At 44.6% G+C, this 18,170-nt stretch carries 9 protein-coding genes; 1 reads left to right on the top strand and 8 read right to left on the bottom strand.

Going from position 1 to position 18,170, the window contains the following annotated elements:
- Positions 1 to 53: 53 nt before the first annotated feature.
- From QUA00_RS04855 to QUA00_RS04870, 4 genes are all read right to left on the bottom strand, one after another.
- Positions 54 to 1,676 (bottom strand): NB-ARC domain-containing protein, encoded by a 1,623-nt coding sequence (locus tag QUA00_RS04855; RefSeq protein WP_333408867.1) that lies wholly within the window; start codon positions 1,674 to 1,676, stop codon positions 54 to 56.
- A gap of 424 nt (positions 1,677 to 2,100) precedes the next feature.
- Positions 2,101 to 4,074 carry an ABC transporter ATP-binding protein/permease gene (locus tag QUA00_RS04860; RefSeq protein ID WP_333408868.1) on the bottom strand — a complete coding sequence of 658 codons (1,974 nt, stop codon included), beginning with the start codon at positions 4,072 to 4,074 and terminating at the stop codon, positions 2,101 to 2,103.
- A gap of 351 nt (positions 4,075 to 4,425) precedes the next feature.
- Positions 4,426 to 5,265: a DUF1361 domain-containing protein gene (locus QUA00_RS04865; RefSeq protein WP_333145368.1), complete on the bottom strand. Its 840-nt coding sequence runs from the start codon at positions 5,263 to 5,265 to the stop codon at positions 4,426 to 4,428.
- A 268-nt stretch (positions 5,266 to 5,533) separates the two neighbouring features.
- Positions 5,534 to 9,811 carry a PAS domain S-box protein gene (locus tag QUA00_RS04870; RefSeq protein ID WP_333408870.1) on the bottom strand — a complete coding sequence of 1,426 codons (4,278 nt, stop codon included), beginning with the start codon at positions 9,809 to 9,811 and terminating at the stop codon, positions 5,534 to 5,536.
- A 352-nt stretch (positions 9,812 to 10,163) separates the two neighbouring features.
- Here QUA00_RS04870 and QUA00_RS04875 point away from each other — a divergent pair, with 352 nt between their 5' ends.
- A complete protein-coding gene (locus QUA00_RS04875; protein ID WP_333106075.1) occupies positions 10,164 to 11,531 on the top strand; it encodes a TldD/PmbA family protein in 1,368 nt (455 codons plus the stop codon).
- Between the two features lie 276 nt (positions 11,532 to 11,807).
- Here the strand turns inward: QUA00_RS04875 and QUA00_RS04880 are convergent, their stop codons facing one another.
- The 4 genes from QUA00_RS04880 to QUA00_RS04895 all read right to left on the bottom strand — a co-directional run bounded on the left by QUA00_RS04880 (position 11,808) and on the right by QUA00_RS04895 (position 18,062).
- Positions 11,808 to 13,169: an ATP-binding protein gene (locus QUA00_RS04880; protein WP_333408871.1), complete on the bottom strand. Its 1,362-nt coding sequence runs from the start codon at positions 13,167 to 13,169 to the stop codon at positions 11,808 to 11,810.
- Positions 13,170 to 13,351: 182 nt separating this feature from the next.
- Positions 13,352 to 14,689: an ATP-binding protein gene (locus QUA00_RS04885; protein WP_333145365.1), complete on the bottom strand. Its 1,338-nt coding sequence runs from the start codon at positions 14,687 to 14,689 to the stop codon at positions 13,352 to 13,354.
- A 53-nt stretch (positions 14,690 to 14,742) separates the two neighbouring features.
- On the bottom strand, positions 14,743 to 15,126 hold the full coding sequence (locus tag QUA00_RS04890; RefSeq protein WP_333145364.1) for a response regulator: 384 nt from the start codon (positions 15,124 to 15,126) through the stop codon (positions 14,743 to 14,745).
- Between the two features lie 5 nt (positions 15,127 to 15,131).
- On the bottom strand, positions 15,132 to 18,062 hold the full coding sequence (locus QUA00_RS04895; RefSeq protein WP_333408873.1) for an ATP-binding protein: 2,931 nt from the start codon (positions 18,060 to 18,062) through the stop codon (positions 15,132 to 15,134).
- Between the last annotated feature and the right edge of the window lie 108 nt (positions 18,063 to 18,170).

Consider the following 18,170-nt stretch of genomic DNA (forward strand, 5'->3'; position numbering starts at 1 on the left):
GTTTTTGTTGAAAATTGGGCGATCGCTTTTGTCAAAGGGCGATCGCTTTTTTGTTAGCCCTGAATTTCTGAAATAATCTGCGCCAGATTCTCCCTAGCATATCCCACCTCAAGAATCGATTTATCCTCCAGTTCGGAGGCAACTTTATTCAAGATATTTAGCGGTTCTTCCAAGCCTGTCGTCTTCACAAACAACACTTGCAACCGAGTTTTTACTAATTCTAAAATAGAACTAATTGGCTCGCCTTTATTCCCTTTCCGTGTAGCAATGTTGATGCTCAATTTGTGAGTTTTCAACAGCCGCATTCTTTCTATTCCTTGCGTCTTAACCGTCTCCAAAACCTCCGCTCGAATCTGATCGACTAATCGGTCGGTTACATATTGCACGATCAAAGGCTGAAGCATAAAAACAGTTTCCCCGCCCTCACTAATTTTGTCAATCAGCGAGCGACGACCCAGAGAATCGAGATTTTTCAGCAAATCGGAAAGCGATGAATTGACCAACATCTGCTCTCGCAAAGTCGCCAGGGAAACTGGGTTTTGAGCAATAGCAATCCAGTAGGCAATATCTTGTTCAGAACTCGACATGCGATCGAACTGCTGCGCGAGCAAATTGCTGATATGTTCTTCAATAAATAAAGCCGTAGCTTCCAAAAGGTTTAAAACATTCCCCTCAAAAAACTCGTTAATTGTTGTCGCTACAATCTTTAATGCTAACAGATTGCCTCCGTACCGGGATAACAAGATTTCCAACTCTCGATCTTGAGCCGACAAACCTTTTTCTTTGAAAATTTCCCGCGCTATTTCCGAGGAAATAGCAGGTTTTAAAGACCGCACTTTTTCTCCCGCCAGCAAAGCCAGTTCCGTAGGCTCTTCCGAACTAACTAGCAGTAAACAGCTATTGTGATTGACCTCAGACAGCCGCACGATTAAATCTCGATATCCTTCGCAGCCTTCGCGGTAGTGTCCCGCTAATTCTTCAGGTCTGAGAACCGCTTCAAAATCATCTAAAATTACCAGACAGCGGTGTTTCCGCAGATACTCGACCAAGCGCGAAATTTTGCTGTTGAGGTCGAGCGGCACATCGGGTTTTTGTTGGTTATAAAAAAGTTGAATTAAGCTCCCTAGGAAGTCGGATGGTGCGGGTGTCGATCGCAGCGATCGCCAAATCACAAAATCAAACTCATTCTGTATTTGTTTTGCTAACTGCACCGACAGAGTTGTTTTGCCACTACCAGCCAAACCCAGCAGCGCTACCAGGCGACAATTATCTGATACAATCCACTGCTTTAAAGTAGTTAATTCTTCAGTCCGTCCGTAAAAAACCGAAACATCCGGTGCTTGGCCCCAATCTTCCTGTCGGTGTCCAATCGCCATCTTCAATAGGGAGCCTTTACCTCGACTAAAATCGCTCGTTCCCTGATCGATGTGGTATGAAAACAGCAACTGATGCCTCAATTCCGAAAGCTTTCCAGGGCCGTTCCCCCCGATCTGAAACTTTTTGTAAACTTCGCCGAGTCTTTTGCGAACGGCGATATCGCTAATGCCAAGCTTGGTTGCGATCGTCCCTGTAGATTGACCGTCGAGAGCCATAAACACAGTTTCTAACTCGGCATCTGTGACACCGCGCTGTTTGGCGATCGTTTGCACAAAGTTTTGAGGAATCGGAGTAGTCAAGGTAGGAATCTCGTCTATACTAAAAATCTATCTTCTATTATATTGTGTGAGTTCTCGCAGGCGAGCAATTGAATCGAATCTACCAACGTTCAGCTTGCTTTTTGTTGTTTGGGCAGTTTTAGATATTTATACCCAATTATCGATTGTGATAGCAGTTTAAAAAATTGCTACTCTCGGCCCGTTATCCAAACCAATACACAATCAGTCATTCCCAATTCTTTAATCCTTTAATCTAAAATGGTATGATAAACGGGGAGTTAATCTGCATTAATTGTTGCTATGTCCCTACTCGTAGAACCTATTGTAGGGTGGGTGGAGGCGCGGCCATCAATCTGTAGAACCAAAGGATAAATCTCCAACCGCGCCACCACCCACCGCGAACCAACAACCGGGTAAATTCAAAATTTTGGAAAGCAGCGCTGTATCAGCCAAAAATTGTCGCACTAGCGCGGTATTCTTCCGTCGAAACCAGCCGCCAACTCCCCTCGCCCAGAAGTTCCAAAACCTGCTGGTGATATTTCACTAAGCTCAATCGGTGGCCGACACTCACAAACGTAGTTTTAGTGGCTTGCAACTGCTCGTATAAATGTTGCTCGTTCTTCAAATCCAAAGCACTTGTCGCCTCATCCAAAATAGCGTATCTCGGTTCCGTCAATAACAATCTAGCAAAAGCTAAACGTTGCTGTTCTCCCAGCGACAAAATCTCACCCCAATCTAAATCCGCATCAAAACCGCCCAATCTGTCCGGCAAATCTGCTAAGTTTACTGATGCCAAAACGCGGCGCAATTTTTCCTCATCAACCTCGCTGCTGCTGTTGGGATACAAAAGTTGCGATCGCAAACTACCCAAAATCATATAAGGACGCTGCGGCAAAAACAGCATTTCCCCCAATTCCGGCCGCGCCAAACGACCCGTTCCCGAATCCCACAAACCCGCAATTGCCCGCAGCAAAGAACTCTTCCCAGCACCGCTTTGCCCGACAATTAACAGTCCTTCACCGGGCTGCACTGCTACCGACAAATTCCTAATTAAAGTCTTTTGATGCTGCGGAGTATCTAAAGTAACGTGCTCCAGTGTCAACTGAGAATCTACTACTACATCTATAGCAGTTCCTCCAGGACGAGATACCGCTTTTTCCGCTTCCAGAGTATCTGTAAATACAGTCAAACGATTGATACTAGCGGCAAAAGAACTCAGCGGCTCAATCTGAGTTACAATCACAGAAAAAGCGCGCAAAACCTGACTAAAAGCAAAACCAGCTTGAGTGATATCTCCAAACTCGATTGTACCACTTTGATCGGCAAAATAAGTTGGAGCCAGAAACAAAGCCGGAATAATCACCACAGCATATCCGTATCCAGTTGTGAAATAATCCAAATTCCGCTGCCAACCAATTAGCAAATTAAAATTGCGAAATACTTCCACAAATCGCTGCTTTATTTGAAATGATTCTTGCTCCTCGCCTCCATAAAAAGCAATAGATTCGGCGTTGTCGCGAATGTGAACCAGTCCGTAGCGAAAATTTGCTTCTTTTTTAAGTTGCTCGAAATTCAGAGGTACTAATCTTTGACCAAAAACTAGAGTAGCTGTCGTGCCCACAATAGCATAGATAATCAGAAAAATCGAAAGTTCTTTTGAGATAGACCACAGGATACCAGTAAAAGATATAATATTAACTATTGAACCCAGGATGAGCAGCATAAATGACAAACTTGTCCGGGTAAAAGAGCGGACATCTTCGGAAATTCGCTGGTCTGGATTGTCGATTTCCTTGTGTAAATTTATTTCGTAATAAGCCCGATTCTGAAAATACTTATCGAGGAACTTATTCGTCATCCACTCCCGCCAGTAGATACCCAATTTATCTTCGGTATACCGGTAAATTACCACAATGGGAGTGCCGACTATAAAAACCCCTGCATACACAAACAGATACTTCCAGTAATTGAGCTGGTCTTTCTTAGCTAGTGCTGTGTTAAAAAAGTTACCGACGTAACTAATTATTACATTCATACCGCTGACTGACAGCGACAAAAACAGCAGCAAAGTCAATAAAGCCCAGGGCTGCCAGTGTGCAGTCAATCTGTCTTTGAACCAGACAAAAGCACTGAAAGGAATAATTAACATTAAAGCCACGATCGCAATTGCGGGCGAATTAATAATTCCTTTCAACAAAGTAACTAAGCCGGCAGCAATACTATTGACAAATTGGGGAAATAAGACTTGAGTACCCAAACATACAGCGCTGACGAACACAAACATCGCAGCGAAGAGAAATATCAACAACAGCGCCACTAATCCCAAAAATACCCTGCCTCCCCCAGGCTCTAAAGGATAAAAGTAAGGTTGAGCGATCGCAATAAATCTCTGCCACAACTGACGGTCAAATCGATTCATCTTTGCTGTTTACAAAACTACTTTGACTGTTCTAACATATGGGAGCATCTCAGTTTTGTAAAAAGCATTTTTTTTATTGTAGTGCGAGCGTCCCCGCTCGCGTATTGTACAATACGCGAGCGGGGACGCTCGCACTGTAAATGCAAAACTGAGATGCTCCCCTAACATATCAATTCTTGTGACAAACAGCAGCAGTAATTTATTTCGGAGTTTCGCGAAAAAATTTGCCTCACCCACCGACGGAAACTGGTTGGCCGAGTTAACTGGTGGAGAGAACAAATTTGGGAGCTTAGTTCAAGGTCTTAGATTCATCGGTTGAATCAATTCTTTAATCTCAAATCTCAAATCGCTCTAGCTGGAAGAAGTTGCGCTATCGCCGGCCAAGTCCGACTGCAATTCGCTCCTGTAAAATCGCTGGCTAATCCCTAAAATTACTTGTTTCATTACCCAATACAAAACAGCAATTACTACAAAAGTTACAACCATTACTAAAACCGGACGCTTGCCTATCAAATCGTTCATTACGCTGTTAACCAGCGCATCGGGGTTAGTAAGAATGTCCCAAGTGTTGAAGCGGATAAATCGCCCTAAATAAATTCCGATCGCCGAAAGTGCGTGTATAGTTATCTCCGTTACCAGGATAAATCTACCCCAACCCTGTTGCTTCAAATAGTAACCCAAATTCATCACCGACAGCACGTAAGCTCCAAATCCCGCCAGCATAAACGCGAGATATTGGGGAATCAAAGCCAGAGTCACAGTCCACACCGAGTTCCCCTCTTTAATCTGCTCGATCAGGTGAATGATATCAGTTAAAACGTAGGGTGCATTGGGTAAAAATCCGATAAACCAGAAAAAACAGCCCCACCAGCGGAGAGAGCGAACTCCGCGCTGCCGCAGTACCCAGATGTCTACAGCCATCAGTGCCAGTGTAATCGCGATCGCCCCCAAAAGGTAAGTTTTGCCCACATCTTGCACAATATGCTTCAGATAGGACAAAACATGGCGCATGCTGGGCAAAAAAGTAGCGCCCAGGAGAATGCCCGTACCCCACAGCAGCCAGCGCGATCGAGGTTTGCGGAACAGCCAAAAACTCAGGCCCAGCGGTACTAAACTCAAAAACAAATTCCAAGACATCCAGCGCACATTGTGTCCCATTGCTTGCAGCGCTTCCAGGATTAATCCCATCATGTCAATTTTTCTACAATTAAAGGTTTGATGCAGCACCGCTTCATTCGCAGCTTCCGTCTATTTTAGTCTTTAACTTGTAGGGTGAGTAGCTTATCGCTGCGCCCCTGAAAATCAGGAATTGCTAACCCACCCTACCAATGCGGAGTCAATCTCAAATCTCAAATCTCAAATCTCAAATCGACTGACCCACCCTACCACTGCGGAGTCTATCTAAGATCTAAAATCTCAAATCTCAAATCTCAAATCTCAAATCGACTGACGCACCCTACTATTTATACAGTTTGTCGATCGGAATCTCCATCTTAAAAGTTGTTCCGCATCCTATGGACGAAATACAGTCAATCTTACCCTTGTGCTTTTCCACCACAATCGAGTGCGCGATAGACATTCCCAAACCCGTACCTTTGCCCACAGCTTTTGTAGTAAAAAACGGGTTAAAAATTCGATCGACTATCCCCTCGGGAATGCCCGTACCATTGTCCGAAATTTCTACCCTCACAGTCTTCTGGGGGGTTACACCAGTGGAAATAGTAATGCGGCCACTCTTTGTATCTGCTTCCCGAACGGATAACTTTTGATATCGTTCTTCAATAGCATCAATTGCATTAGCAATAATATTCATAAACACCTGATTCAGTTGGCTCGCATAGCACTCCACCAGTGGCAGGTTTCCAAACTCCTTAATTACTTCTATTTCCGGGCGACAGTCCCTACTCTTCAAGCGGTGCTGCAAAATTAACAAAGTGCTTTCAATTCCCTCGTGAATATCGACCGGCTTCATTGCGGATTCGTCCAGTCGCGAGAAATTTCTGAGGGACAACACAATTTGCCGGATGCGCTCGGTTCCTACCTGCATTGAACCCACAAGTTTTATTAAATCCTCAGCCATGAAATCTAAATCAATCTCTTGAATGCGATCCACAATTATTGAATTAGGTTCGGGATACTCATCTGCGTAAAGACTCACCAGATCGAGCAACTGTTTTGTATACTGGTTGAGATAATCAATATTAGCGTAAATGAAGTTAACTGGATTATTAATCTCGTGAGCAATTCCAGCAACTAATTGCCCCAAAGAAGACATTTTTTCAGTTTGGATGAGCTGAGTTTGAGTAGAGCGCAATGACCGCAGCGCTGACTCTAAAGCTCGAGCTTTTTCTCTTTCTCGCGCCTCGCTTTGTCGCAGTGCTTCCTCTGCTTGCTTGCGAGTCGTAATATCCTGGCAAAATCCAATTATTACCTTAGCCTGACCGTCAGGATTCCTGCTAAAAATAGTATCCCGACTTTGCAGCCACAAAAATTGACCATTTGCGGCCCGCATTCGGTAGTCAATTTCCCAAATTTCGCCATCTTCAACTCCTAAAAAGCTCGCGTGATGTTTGACAATTTTCGGCAAATCTTCGGGGTGTATTAACTGAGGCATGACTGACGAATCCATCGCTGTAATGTCATCGCGGGTATAGCCCAAAAGCCCTAGCACTGAACTATTAGCGTAGATATTTCGCTGTTCTTCCAAGTCGTAGAGATACAAAATACCGGGAGTAGCATCGGCTACTTTTTGAATAAACTGCTGGCTTTCTTGCAAAGCTAATTCAGCTTGTTTGCGATCTGTAACATCAACGGCGATGCCGTCCCAAAGAATATCGCCGTTGTCCTTAGCTTCAGGACGCGAATTTATCTGAAACCAACGAATGTTGCCGGAAGGCAGCACCATCCGTCCTTCCCACTGCCCAGGTTGCAAACTCTGGGCAGAAATAGCAACAGATTCGTCATGATTTTGGCGGTCTTCGGGATGAATTAAATCTGTTACCAAAGTCGCATTTTTCAGAACATCTTCTGGTTCTACCTCTAAAAGTTCTCGGCAAGCACCACTTATGTAAGGAAAACTGAAATAGCCATCGGGACACAACAAAAATTGATAAATGATTCCCGGCACATTAGCAGACAGCTTTTGGAATCTGGCCTCGGTTTCTCGCAGTGCTTCCTCTGCTTGTTTGCGCTCGGTAATGTCAGTAATTGAACCAACCATGCGGACTGCTTTTCCAGATTCGTCCCACAAAGCTTGTCCCCGACTCAATATCCATTTGTAAGCGCTGTTGTAGCACCACAAGCGGTATTCGGTGATGTAATGCGGCGTTTTTCTCTCCAAGTGTTCTTGAAGAAGTTCCTGAGACATCTCTAAATCATCGGGATGTAAACTCGTATTCCATGTGTTATTATAATCGCTAATGTCACTATCTTCGTAACCAGTGATTTCCTTAAAGCGATCGGACACAAAAAGTTCCCCTGTTTGCAAGTTCCAGTCCCAAATGCCGTCATTGTTGCCTTTGAGTGCTAACTGCCAGCGTTCTTCAGTTTCCATCAATTGAGCAGTTCTCTGTTTGACTCTATTTTCTAGTTCTTGATTGAGCTGTTTGAGACTTTCTTCTGCCTGGTTGCGTTCGATCGCAATTCCTGCTAAACTTCTGATCGCCTCTATCAATTGCATCTCAAAAAAATGGGGCGGGCGCGCTTGGGAATAATATATTCCAAAAGTTCCCAAAACTTGACCCTGAGATGAGAAAATAGGAGTAGACAAGCAAGCTCTCAGTCCAAAACTCAAGGCTAAATCTCGATAATTTTCCCACAAAGGATCGCTGGCAATATCTGTAACGATCACCTGTTGGCGGCTAAAGGCAGCAGTTCCACAGGAACCGACATCCGGGCCGATAGCTATGCCATGAATAGCAGCATTGTAACTGTCGGGCAAACTAGGCGCAGCTCCATGTAGTAAATGTTCGCCATCTGGAGCTAGAAGCAATATCGAACCGATGACATCTCTAGATTGTTGCTCGATAATTTCAACTAAAGTATTTAAAGTATCGCCCAGAGAAGTACCCTTAGCAATCATTTCTAAAATTTGTTTTTGACCGGTTAACCAATTTTCAGCTCGCTTGCGCTCTGTAATGTCGCGGGCAACCCACAGAACCGTGTTTTCTTTCATGGGCGAAATGGTAGCGGCAAACCACTTTTGTACGCTGGCAAGTTCCAGGTTATATTCAAAAGTACAGGTTTGATTTGTAGCAAGGGCGGTGCGAATTTTATCGTGAAAAATATCGGCCATTTCTGGCTCGAATAATTCGCTGATTTTTTGCCCGGAAAATTCCGCCGTCGGCTTGTACAATAATTGGGGATTGGTCGGGGCAACTTTCAGGAACCGTCCCTCAATATCGAGCTCGAAAATTAAGTCGTTCATGGCAGCGAACAAAGCTCGAAGTTCCGCTTCCGAAGCTTGCAGGGCGATTTCAGCTTGTTTACGATCGCTAATATCCGTCCCGATACAAAGCAGCCCTGCCACATTTCCCTTCGCATCTAGTAAAGGTTTATTTGTCCACGCTATCCACACCCTTTCTCCATTGCGGCGGATGTTTTCATTTTCGTTTTGGAAGTATTTTTGCGGCTGTGCCAAACAGTCTCGAATCTTTGTCGCGAGGTCAGGTTCAAATAAATCTGTTTTCGGTATAATTGTGCCGATCGCACTTTTGCCGATGATTTCTGCTTCTGAATACCCGAAAAAAGTTTCAGCAAACTCGTTAAAAAAAGTAATGTTGCCTTCACTGTCTAACTGCACAATCATGCTGTTAGCATTCTCAACTAATAGCCGGTACTTAACTTCGCTCGATCGCAGTTTCGCACGGCCGTACACCCAGCTAAAAACCGCCACCCCGGTGAAAACAGCCAGCAAGCCGCCTCCAAAGAGCAGCCACCCCCGAAGCGGCGCATTCGCACGCCATCCCCCCGCCGGAATTGCGGCCAACTGCCAGGAACCGTTGGGCAAAGTCACTTCCAGCAGCACGGGATTGTGCTGAAAAATTGACCCGTCACCGAAAAACACAGGGCCGGATGCTCCCGAACCGTCTTTGCCCCGCAGAGCGTATTGCAGCTTCGCTGAGGAGTCGTTGAGTCCTGCTTCCTCAATGAGGGTATTTTTGTCGATGATCAGGCCTGTCAAGCCCCAGTAAACTCCTGTTTCAGGGTCGGCACCGGAGGGTGTGAGAAAAATCGGCGATCGGCTGATGAACGTCTCGTCCCCCTCCAATAATTTCACGGGCCCGGCAAGCAAAGTTTTTCTGGTTCGGATGACCTCTTTGACCATTTGCCGGTGTTCGGGTAGCGTCGTCAAGTCCTCTCCGATCACCGCTTCATTTCCCTCCCGTGGATAAATGTAAGCGACCCTCGTGCCTTTAACTAAAGTTATGGCGCGAATGCCCGGTTGCTGTGCCACCAGAATTCTCGCCGTCGCTGTAAACTCGGCTTCGGTGATGTTTGGGTTGTTGGAAAGGTAAGCCCCCAAACCCCGCATCAAAAACAGGCGGGAATTCAAAGAGCCTTCCAGCTTAGAACGGACTGTGCTGAGGCGATCGAGGGTGCTAGCGCGGTTGTAGTGAAAAAACCGCCGCTGTTCTGAGCGATCTAAAATGCCAACTCCGACCAAAATTGCTATTGATGCCGAAATTGCTGCTAAATACGGTGAAATTTGGAATTTTTTCACCTTAAAGTATTCCATCTGCCGGCGGTTAAGGTATATTTTTTAGATATTTAGATAGATTTAGTTTAGTTTGATTTCTCTAGCCAAATGCAAGATTTTCGCCATACCGGGCTTTTCGCAAGCGGGCGCGAGTTTTTTGTGTTTTAGGAAACCCGCCGAACGTCGGCGATCGGCAAGCTTCTAATCATCAGTTGTGTGGACAAAGTTTTAAATCTCAAATCGACTGACTCGCCATTTATCGGGTAGGGTGCGCGCTGCCGCACCAGAGCGGTGGGGGAACGCGCACCCGAAAGACGGGAGTTATTAGCTAAAATAAGGTTAGCAATAATTTTTTTCAGCGCTACGCCGAATCTATCATAGGGGCAATTTGATGCAAGAACAGTTGATGGAAGCGATCGCACCTTACCGCGATCGCGTAGATTATCTAGAAGTTCGCCTCGAACAAAGCGAGTCAACTGCGATTAGTTTTCGCGGCCCTCAGTTAGATGCTGTAAACCGCAGTTTTAGTCTCGCCGGCGGCATCCGCGCCTGTCACAAAGGTGGCTGGAGTTTTGTAACTTTTAACGGTTTAGATGAGTTAAAAGACCGCATTGAAGAAGCTGTAGTCCAGTCTCGTTTGGTTGGCAGCGAAAAAACTCTACTAGCAGATGTCACCCCGATTCAAGATTATGTAGCGGTGGAATTGGGCCGCGACCCGCGCTCTATTACTCTAGCCGAAAAGCGGAAATTGCTCGAATCTTACAATCAGTTGCTGTTAGATTACGACCCGCGAATTCAGACAACAATGGCAGGTTACAGCGATAGATTTGGGATTACTTATTTTGTGAATTCTCAAGGTACTTGCATCGCTCAAGAGCGCTTGGACGTGACCGGGCGTTTCGGAGCGATCGCCCGCGGCGAGGGCGGTGTCGTCCGCCAAGGGTTTGAGTCGATTCACTCGCGATCGGATTACGATGTCTTGACAAATATTGAAGATCGTGTTAAGAGTGCTGCCGTTCGAGCTGTAGGCCAATTAGAGGCAAAATCGGTGAAAGGCGGTCAGTATCCGGTGATTTTAGACCCTTATTTGTCGGGGGTTTTTATTCACGAAGCTTTCGGGCATTTGTCGGAAGCAGACGGCATTTACGAAAACCCGAAAATGCAGGAATTGTTGACTTTGGGCAAGCCTGTGGCGATCGAACAATTGAATGTAATTGACGACGCAACTGTGCCGGGATTGCCGGGAACTTTGAAATATGACGACGAAGGCGTGCCGGCTCAGTGCAAGCATTTAATTAAAAATGGAGTTTTAGCGGCTCGGATGCACAATCGCGAGACTGCGGGCAAAATGGGCGAAAGTCCGACGGGAAATGCCCGGGCTCTGAGTGCTACTTTTATGCCTTTGGTGCGGATGACTAATACTGCGATCGAGTCTGGCGAACATTCTTTTGACGAAATGGTTGCCGACATTGACGAAGGAGTTTATGCAGTGCGGATGTTGGGAGGACAAACCAACGGCGAAATGTTTACCTTTGCAGCGGCTCAAGGTTTTATGATTCGCGACGGCAAATTGGCTGAACCAGTGAGCGATGTCACTTTAAGCGGCAATGTATTTCAGACTTTAAAGGATATTGAGTCTATAGGAAACGACTCGGTTTATGCCTACGGCGGTTGTGGTAAAGGCGGCCAGAGTGGCTTGCCCGTAAGTGTCGGCGGCCCTCATCTGCGGATTAAAAATGTCGTCGTCGGAGGAAGGTAATCATTAGTCATTAGTCATTAGTCATTAGTCATTAGTTATTAGTTCAAGACTTACGAAACTGGTTAAGGTGAGGGTGCGATCGCGCCCTCACCTTAACCATTCCGGGGTACTAACAAGTTGACAACCGACTCAAAATTTACTATTGACTTTCACTCGCGCTGAGTGCGATGCCGGAGGCTACCGTTACCAAAGGTGTCAATTTCCGCACATCAATTAGCACAACGAATAAGCTAGACTTTTACTGATTTCGCGTTCTTTTAGCCAATTTTATTCCCCTTAACTCGCCTTCATCTCTACCCGCTCGCTCTGCCTAATGGGAATCTCAATCACAAATTCTGCACCCCGCTCTGGCTGTGATAAACACTTCAAATCTCCGCCGTGCTTCTCCACCACAATCTGATAGCTAATAGATAATCCCAAACCCGTGCCTTGACCAACAGGTTTAGTTGTGAAAAAAGGAGTAAATAGATTCGACCTTACCTCGCTTGTTATCCCCAGCCCATTGTCTTTAACACTGATTCTTACCCAATCCGGATTCAGCATAGAAGTACGAATCGTAATCGTACTTGGGTCGTTTTTAATTTGCTCTGGGCTGCGTTTTTTATCATACTGATTCAAGGCATCAATTGCATTGCTCAGCAAATTCATAAATACCTGATTCAACTGACCGACATAACATTCTATTTTTGGCAAATCTCCGTATTCTTGAATAATTTGAATAGGTGGACAATCAGGCTTAGGCTTGAGCCGACTCTGCAAAATAACTATACTGCTGTCGATGCCATCGTGAATATTAACGGGTTTCATCTCAGCTTCGTCAAGGCGCGAGAAGTTCCGCAACGTCAGCACAATCTGACGGATACGTTCAGCCCCTACTTTCATCGAAGATAGCATTTTAGGCAGATCTTCTCTGATAAATTCTAGCTCTATGTTCTTAATTAAAGCTGCGATTTCAGGGTGCTTATGAGCATCGTGCTGCTCGTAAAGGTTAATTAAACCCAATAAATGCTGAGTATACTCATTGACATAAGTTAAATTGCCATAGATAAAATTAACGGGATTATTAATTTCGTGGGCAACACCAGCAACTAACTGTCCTAAGCTAGACATTTTTTCAGTCTGAATAAGCTGAGCTTGGGTGCGCTGTAAATTTTGCATTGCGAGTTCTAGTTGGATAGCTTTTTCTCGCTCTCGCACTTCTGAGTGCCGCAATTTGTCCTCTCTTTCTTGGCGCAAGCGTTCGTTTTCTTTTAGTTCTTGCACGTGCTGCAAAGTTTTGTTAATAGTAATTTCTAAATCCTGAAAATCTATAGGCTTAGTCAAAAAATCAAATGCCCCACCATTCATTGCCTTTCTAATATTTCCCAAGTCGCCATAAGCAGATATAACTACTGTTTTGACCATAGTAACTAGCTCGTTAAGTTTCGCTAGCAAAGCCATGCCATCCATGACTGGCATATTAATATCTGTCAGTACAATATCTATATCCGGCTCCTCTTGCAACTTTGAAAGCGCTTCTACGCCATTATGTGCAAAAAAAACTTGGTATTCTCCTGCGCGTATCTTTTTTCTAAATTTCTGGCAAATTAAAGATTCTAAATCGGGTTCGTCATCCACAAATAATATTTTAGCTGGCATATTGCGAGCCCTTTCGGTTGTATACGACATTTTTTCTCATTTGATTAATTAACTTATCCGAATAATATTTATATACTTTAAGTTCTATTATAAATTATTTTAGGAGTAATGAAAAGGCTGATTTTTACCAGGGCAAACCGGACGGCTGTAATAGGCTCTCTCGTTTGGTAGAGGCCGATCGATTAGCTCAAATCAAGTTCAGCCTTAGTTTGTCTGATTGGAATTTCCATCGAGAACTCCGCTCCCTCCCCCATCTCTGAAACACACTTCAATGCGCCCCCATGCTTCTCCACTATAATTTGGTAGCTGATATAGAGACCCAAACCAGTACCCTGACCTACAGGCTTAGTAGTAAAAAAAGGTTCATAAATACGGTCTTTCACATCTGGGGTCATTCCCACCCCATTGTCCCGAATTTGAATGACGACACGGGATTTTTCCTCTAGCAGAATAGTGCGAATAGTAAGGGCGAGTTGGTGAGCTAAGATGTCATCTAGTGACCGTTGTTTATTGTACTCATTCAAAGCATCGATCGCATTAGAAACAATGTTAATAAACACCTGGTTGAGTTCTCCAGCATAGCATTCCACTAAAGGCAGATTGCTGTACTCCTCGATCACTTGAATCTCTGGACGCGCTGTCGTTGTTTGAAGTCTATTATTCAAAATCAGCAGGCTGTTTTCGATCCCTTCGTGAATATCAACAGACTTTATGTTAGCTTCATCAAGCCTCGAAAAGTTGCGTAAAGACAAAACAATCTTGTGAATACGGTCAACACCACATTTCATCGAAGCCAGAATTTGGGATAAATCTGCTATCATAAATTCTAAATCTATGGCTTCGATTTCAGTTTGAATCTCAGAACTGGGAGGGGTGTACTGCTGCTGATAGAGATGCAGCAGGTGCAGTAGGTTTTGGATATAATCACTGACGTGGCTAATATTGCCAGAGATAAAATTAGCGGGGTTGTTAATTTCATGAGCAATCCCCGCAACCAGTTGACCCAAAGAAGACATTTTTGCAGTCTGAATCAGTTGAGCTTGGGTATTTTTTAGCTCTTGCAGACTTTGTTGTAAATCCTGAGCTTGTTCTCTAGCGCTAGCTTCTGATTGTCGCAAGCGCTGGTTTTCTTTTAACTGTTGCACGTCGCGCAGCGTTTTGTGGATGGTAATTTCTAAATCCAGAAAATCTATCGGTTTAGTCAGAAAGTCAAAGGCACCTAAGTTCATTGCATTTCTTATATTTTTCATGTCGCCATAGGCTGATATAACTATTGTTTTCAGGGGTAGGTCTATTTGATTAAGTTTAGAGAGTAAAGTCAGACCATCCATTTCAGGCATATTAAGATCCGTCACTACCATATCTAGATCCGGGTGTTCTTTCAATTTTTCCAGGGCTTCTACGCCATTATGGGCAAAAAACAACTGCCATCCTGCCGTGCGGATATTTTTTTTAAATTTTTGGCAAATCAGACATTCTAAATCAAGCTCGTCATCCACAAATAGTATTTTAATTGGCATATTTATATCCTATAAATTTTGTGTAGGCAAGTTGTTTGATTTTTATTCCTAAGCTAATTGTGGCTCCTCCATATTGTGAAGATTTTTTCTTTTAATTCGTCAAAGTTAACGGGCTTAGTAATATAGTCATCAGCTCCATATTCCATAGCGGTTTGGTAATTTATCTCATCTCCATAAGCGGTAATCATAAAAACTTTTAGATCGGGAAATTTTTCTTTGATAAGCTTCAGCAGTTCTAGCCCATTCATACCAGGCATATTAATATCGGATAAAATCAAGACAATAGACGCTTTTTCCTGGCTTTCTAAGTAGTTTAAAGCTGCCTCTGCCGACAGGGCAAAATAAAAGTGAAGTTGCCCTGCTTTGATTTCTTTTCTAAATTTTTGTTTGAACAATGACTGAATATCTTCTTCGTCGTCTACAACCATTACTTTCATTTTTTTTAGTCCTTAACTTCGACTATTTTTTTTTGCAATGTAATTATAAATTCTGTGTAATTTCCTACTTCTGTTTCTACTTTTAGTTCTCCGCGATGCTGCTGGACGATAATATCGTGACTCATAGATAGACCTAGACCAGTCCCTTCCCCAGCAGGCTTTGTAGTAAAAAAGGGATTGAAAATTTTATCGAGTACATCGGGCGTCATACCCGGCCCGTTATCGCGAATGCGAATTTCAACCGCCGAACCCAGATTTCGAGTTCTGACATCAAGCTGGGGTGAAAATTCTTCTCCCATTTCTTGTTTCTTTTTATGGGCTGCATAGCAAGCATTGTTAATAATGTTAAGAAAAACCCTGGAAATGTCTTGTGGCACGACTTCTACTTTGCCAATATCATTATCGTAGCCGCTTTTTATGATAATGTTAAAAGAAGCCTCCTTGGCTCGCATCCCGTGATAGGCTAGATTGACATATTCTTCTAATAAAGTATTTATATCTGTGGCTTCCCAATGACCACTTTGTCCGCGAGAATGCAAAAGCATATTGCCGACGATTCTGTCGGCTCTTTGACCGTGTTGATTGATTTTTTGGAGATTGGCTTTTAGATCGGTTAATAGCTCAGCAATATACTCACTTGTTTCTGGTTCTAACCGTTCAGTTTGATTTTCAATTTCTTGTAAAAGTTCTTCGGTTAATTCAGCAGAAACTTCTGAAAAATTGTTTACAAAGTTTAAGGGGTTCCTGATTTCGTGGGCAATCCCTGCTGTTAAACTGCCCAGAGAAGCGAGTTTTTCTTGCACGATAATCTGATTTTGCATGGCTCTGAGATTTTCTTCGATCCGCTGGCGCTCTTCAATTTCATTCTGCAATTGCTCCACAGTATGGGTGAGTTCAGATGTACGCTCCTCGACTTTGATTTCTAGTTCCTCATTAGCTTTTTGCAGGGCTTCCTGGGCTTGCTTGCGATCGGTGATATCGCGGACGATCGCCACATATTGTTGCAGATCCTGATTGGAAAGGGAAGCGTCTTGAGAGAATCGATCGGAGATGGCAACTTCTAGAATGCGCGAACTACCATCGGAGAAGTTGAAAGTCTGTTCACTGCGACTGAGCCACTGCTCTGGCTGATCCCCTAATCGTGGCAATAATTTGTTCAGGTAAGACCCAATTAGCCCAGTAGAATCTATGCCGAAGACGCTTTCAGCAGCGGGATTTGTCTGACGAATGACACCATTTTCATCCAGCACTACAATACCATCTAGGGCAATGGTAAAGAGCTGTTCTGCTCCCTCTCGTGCCTCTTCCATTGAGACGACCTGGGGTAAGCTCGTCCAACAGGCAACTGCCACCCCAATAAAAGCAACTGTCACCAATAGCACTACGAATAAATTCAAGCCAACAGTAGAGTTAGCATATAATTTGAAGCCAAAAATCCAGCCGACAGCGACGGCGCTCACAATCAGCAAGATCAAAATTACAACCTGAAACGCCACAAAATCTGGCATTTTGCTCTTGCTTCTGTTGCGGTAAAGCCGAATCCACCACGAGGGATGGAAGGGGGCAAAAGCAATGCGACTTATCCCTGCATCCACTGCTAAAACGGCAAGGGGAAAAAACAACCCAATGATAAAGTCTTGCCAGCCCCAAGCTAAGCCTCCCACGACTAGAACCACCGCATCTACTACGAAAAAGCCCAGCGACCACCCAGGCCACCGAACTTCTGGCTGATCCCGCCGCAGCCACAGTGAGAGATGGAACATCATTAGGCAGACAACTAAGCCAACATTAGTAATCGCCACAAGCCGAGGTACATTTCCCCAAGCTAGACAGATTAAACTCAGAACCAGAACAAAGACAAGGCCAAATCCAAATACACCCCGTCGGGATACAACTGCGAATGTTGGCGAAATATGCCCATCTACCGCAAGTTGGTACAGCATCCGGGGGCAGTTGGAAACAATTGTCGCGCAACTCAGAAGACAGCTTGCGACGACCAGAAAGGTGACGAGGGTGGGAACCCAGGGCCCCCATAATACCTGACAGGCAGCTAATACATTCAAGAATACGTCATCTTTCAGATCGGGAGCGGTAGCCAAGCGCATCAGTACCCAAGCACCTCCCAAAATAACAGGCAGCATCGCCAGTGCGGAAATTTTGAGAAACTGCAGCGTTTTAGTAGGGTTGCGGCTATCCGCTACGAAACTGGCAGCGGAGTCACAGCAGTAGAAAATGTAGGTAGCAAAGTAAAACCATTTAGCCCAGTCAATAAAGGTGAATTCCGGCCAAATGGTGGGGAAAAAGCCGGGACTGTTTGACGAAAAAGCTAACCACAATAGACCGTGAATCGAAAAAACGGATAGTACGCCGACTGTCGGTAACACGAAAAAGGCGAGCAGAATACTTAAGGCGCGAGTGCCACTGAAGGTCAAAATGAAGGGTAGGAGCGTGAAGGTAATATTTAGTAAAGTTTCAGGACACCTAAAACCTAAACTATTGAGGTTGACTTTGATGAGCTGTGTCAGTACGATCGCAGAAATTGGCAGTGTTGATACCCAGCTTAAAAAGTAGCCGATCGCTGCATAACTTCCCAGACCTGGATAATTTTTCAGTAGCCGCGCGGTATAGTTGGGCGTTCCCCCAGCCATGTCTGGGAAATACTCGCCGATGCGTTTTACCTGTAGGTTCAGCATCATACCCATGATGATACCGGGCAACCAGATAAAGATGGCGCTAGGCCCAATCGCTGCTTGGATCGCTGTGGCGATGGTAAACCAATTGGCGTGACCAGTGAGGCCAAAGCCCGATGTTTCGACGGCACTCAGGCTTCGGGGCAGTCGCATGAGCGATCGTCTATTGAGATTGTCTGTTGGGTAAGGCTGAGTTGGTTCTGAGTGGTAGCCGTTTTCCGGCTGGTGTCGGATGTCTGTCGCCATCAGTTTTACATATTATTTTGGGAATTTTGCTGTCGCGACCCTGATGTTCAGCTTTATAGCTTTTAACTTTTTCCGTTAAGCATTTTTGCTAGTCTTAAATTTTGGGAA

This window comes from Microcoleus sp. T2B6, assembly GCF_036700475.1.
Taxonomy (GTDB): Bacteria; Cyanobacteriota; Cyanobacteriia; order Cyanobacteriales; family Microcoleaceae; genus Microcoleus.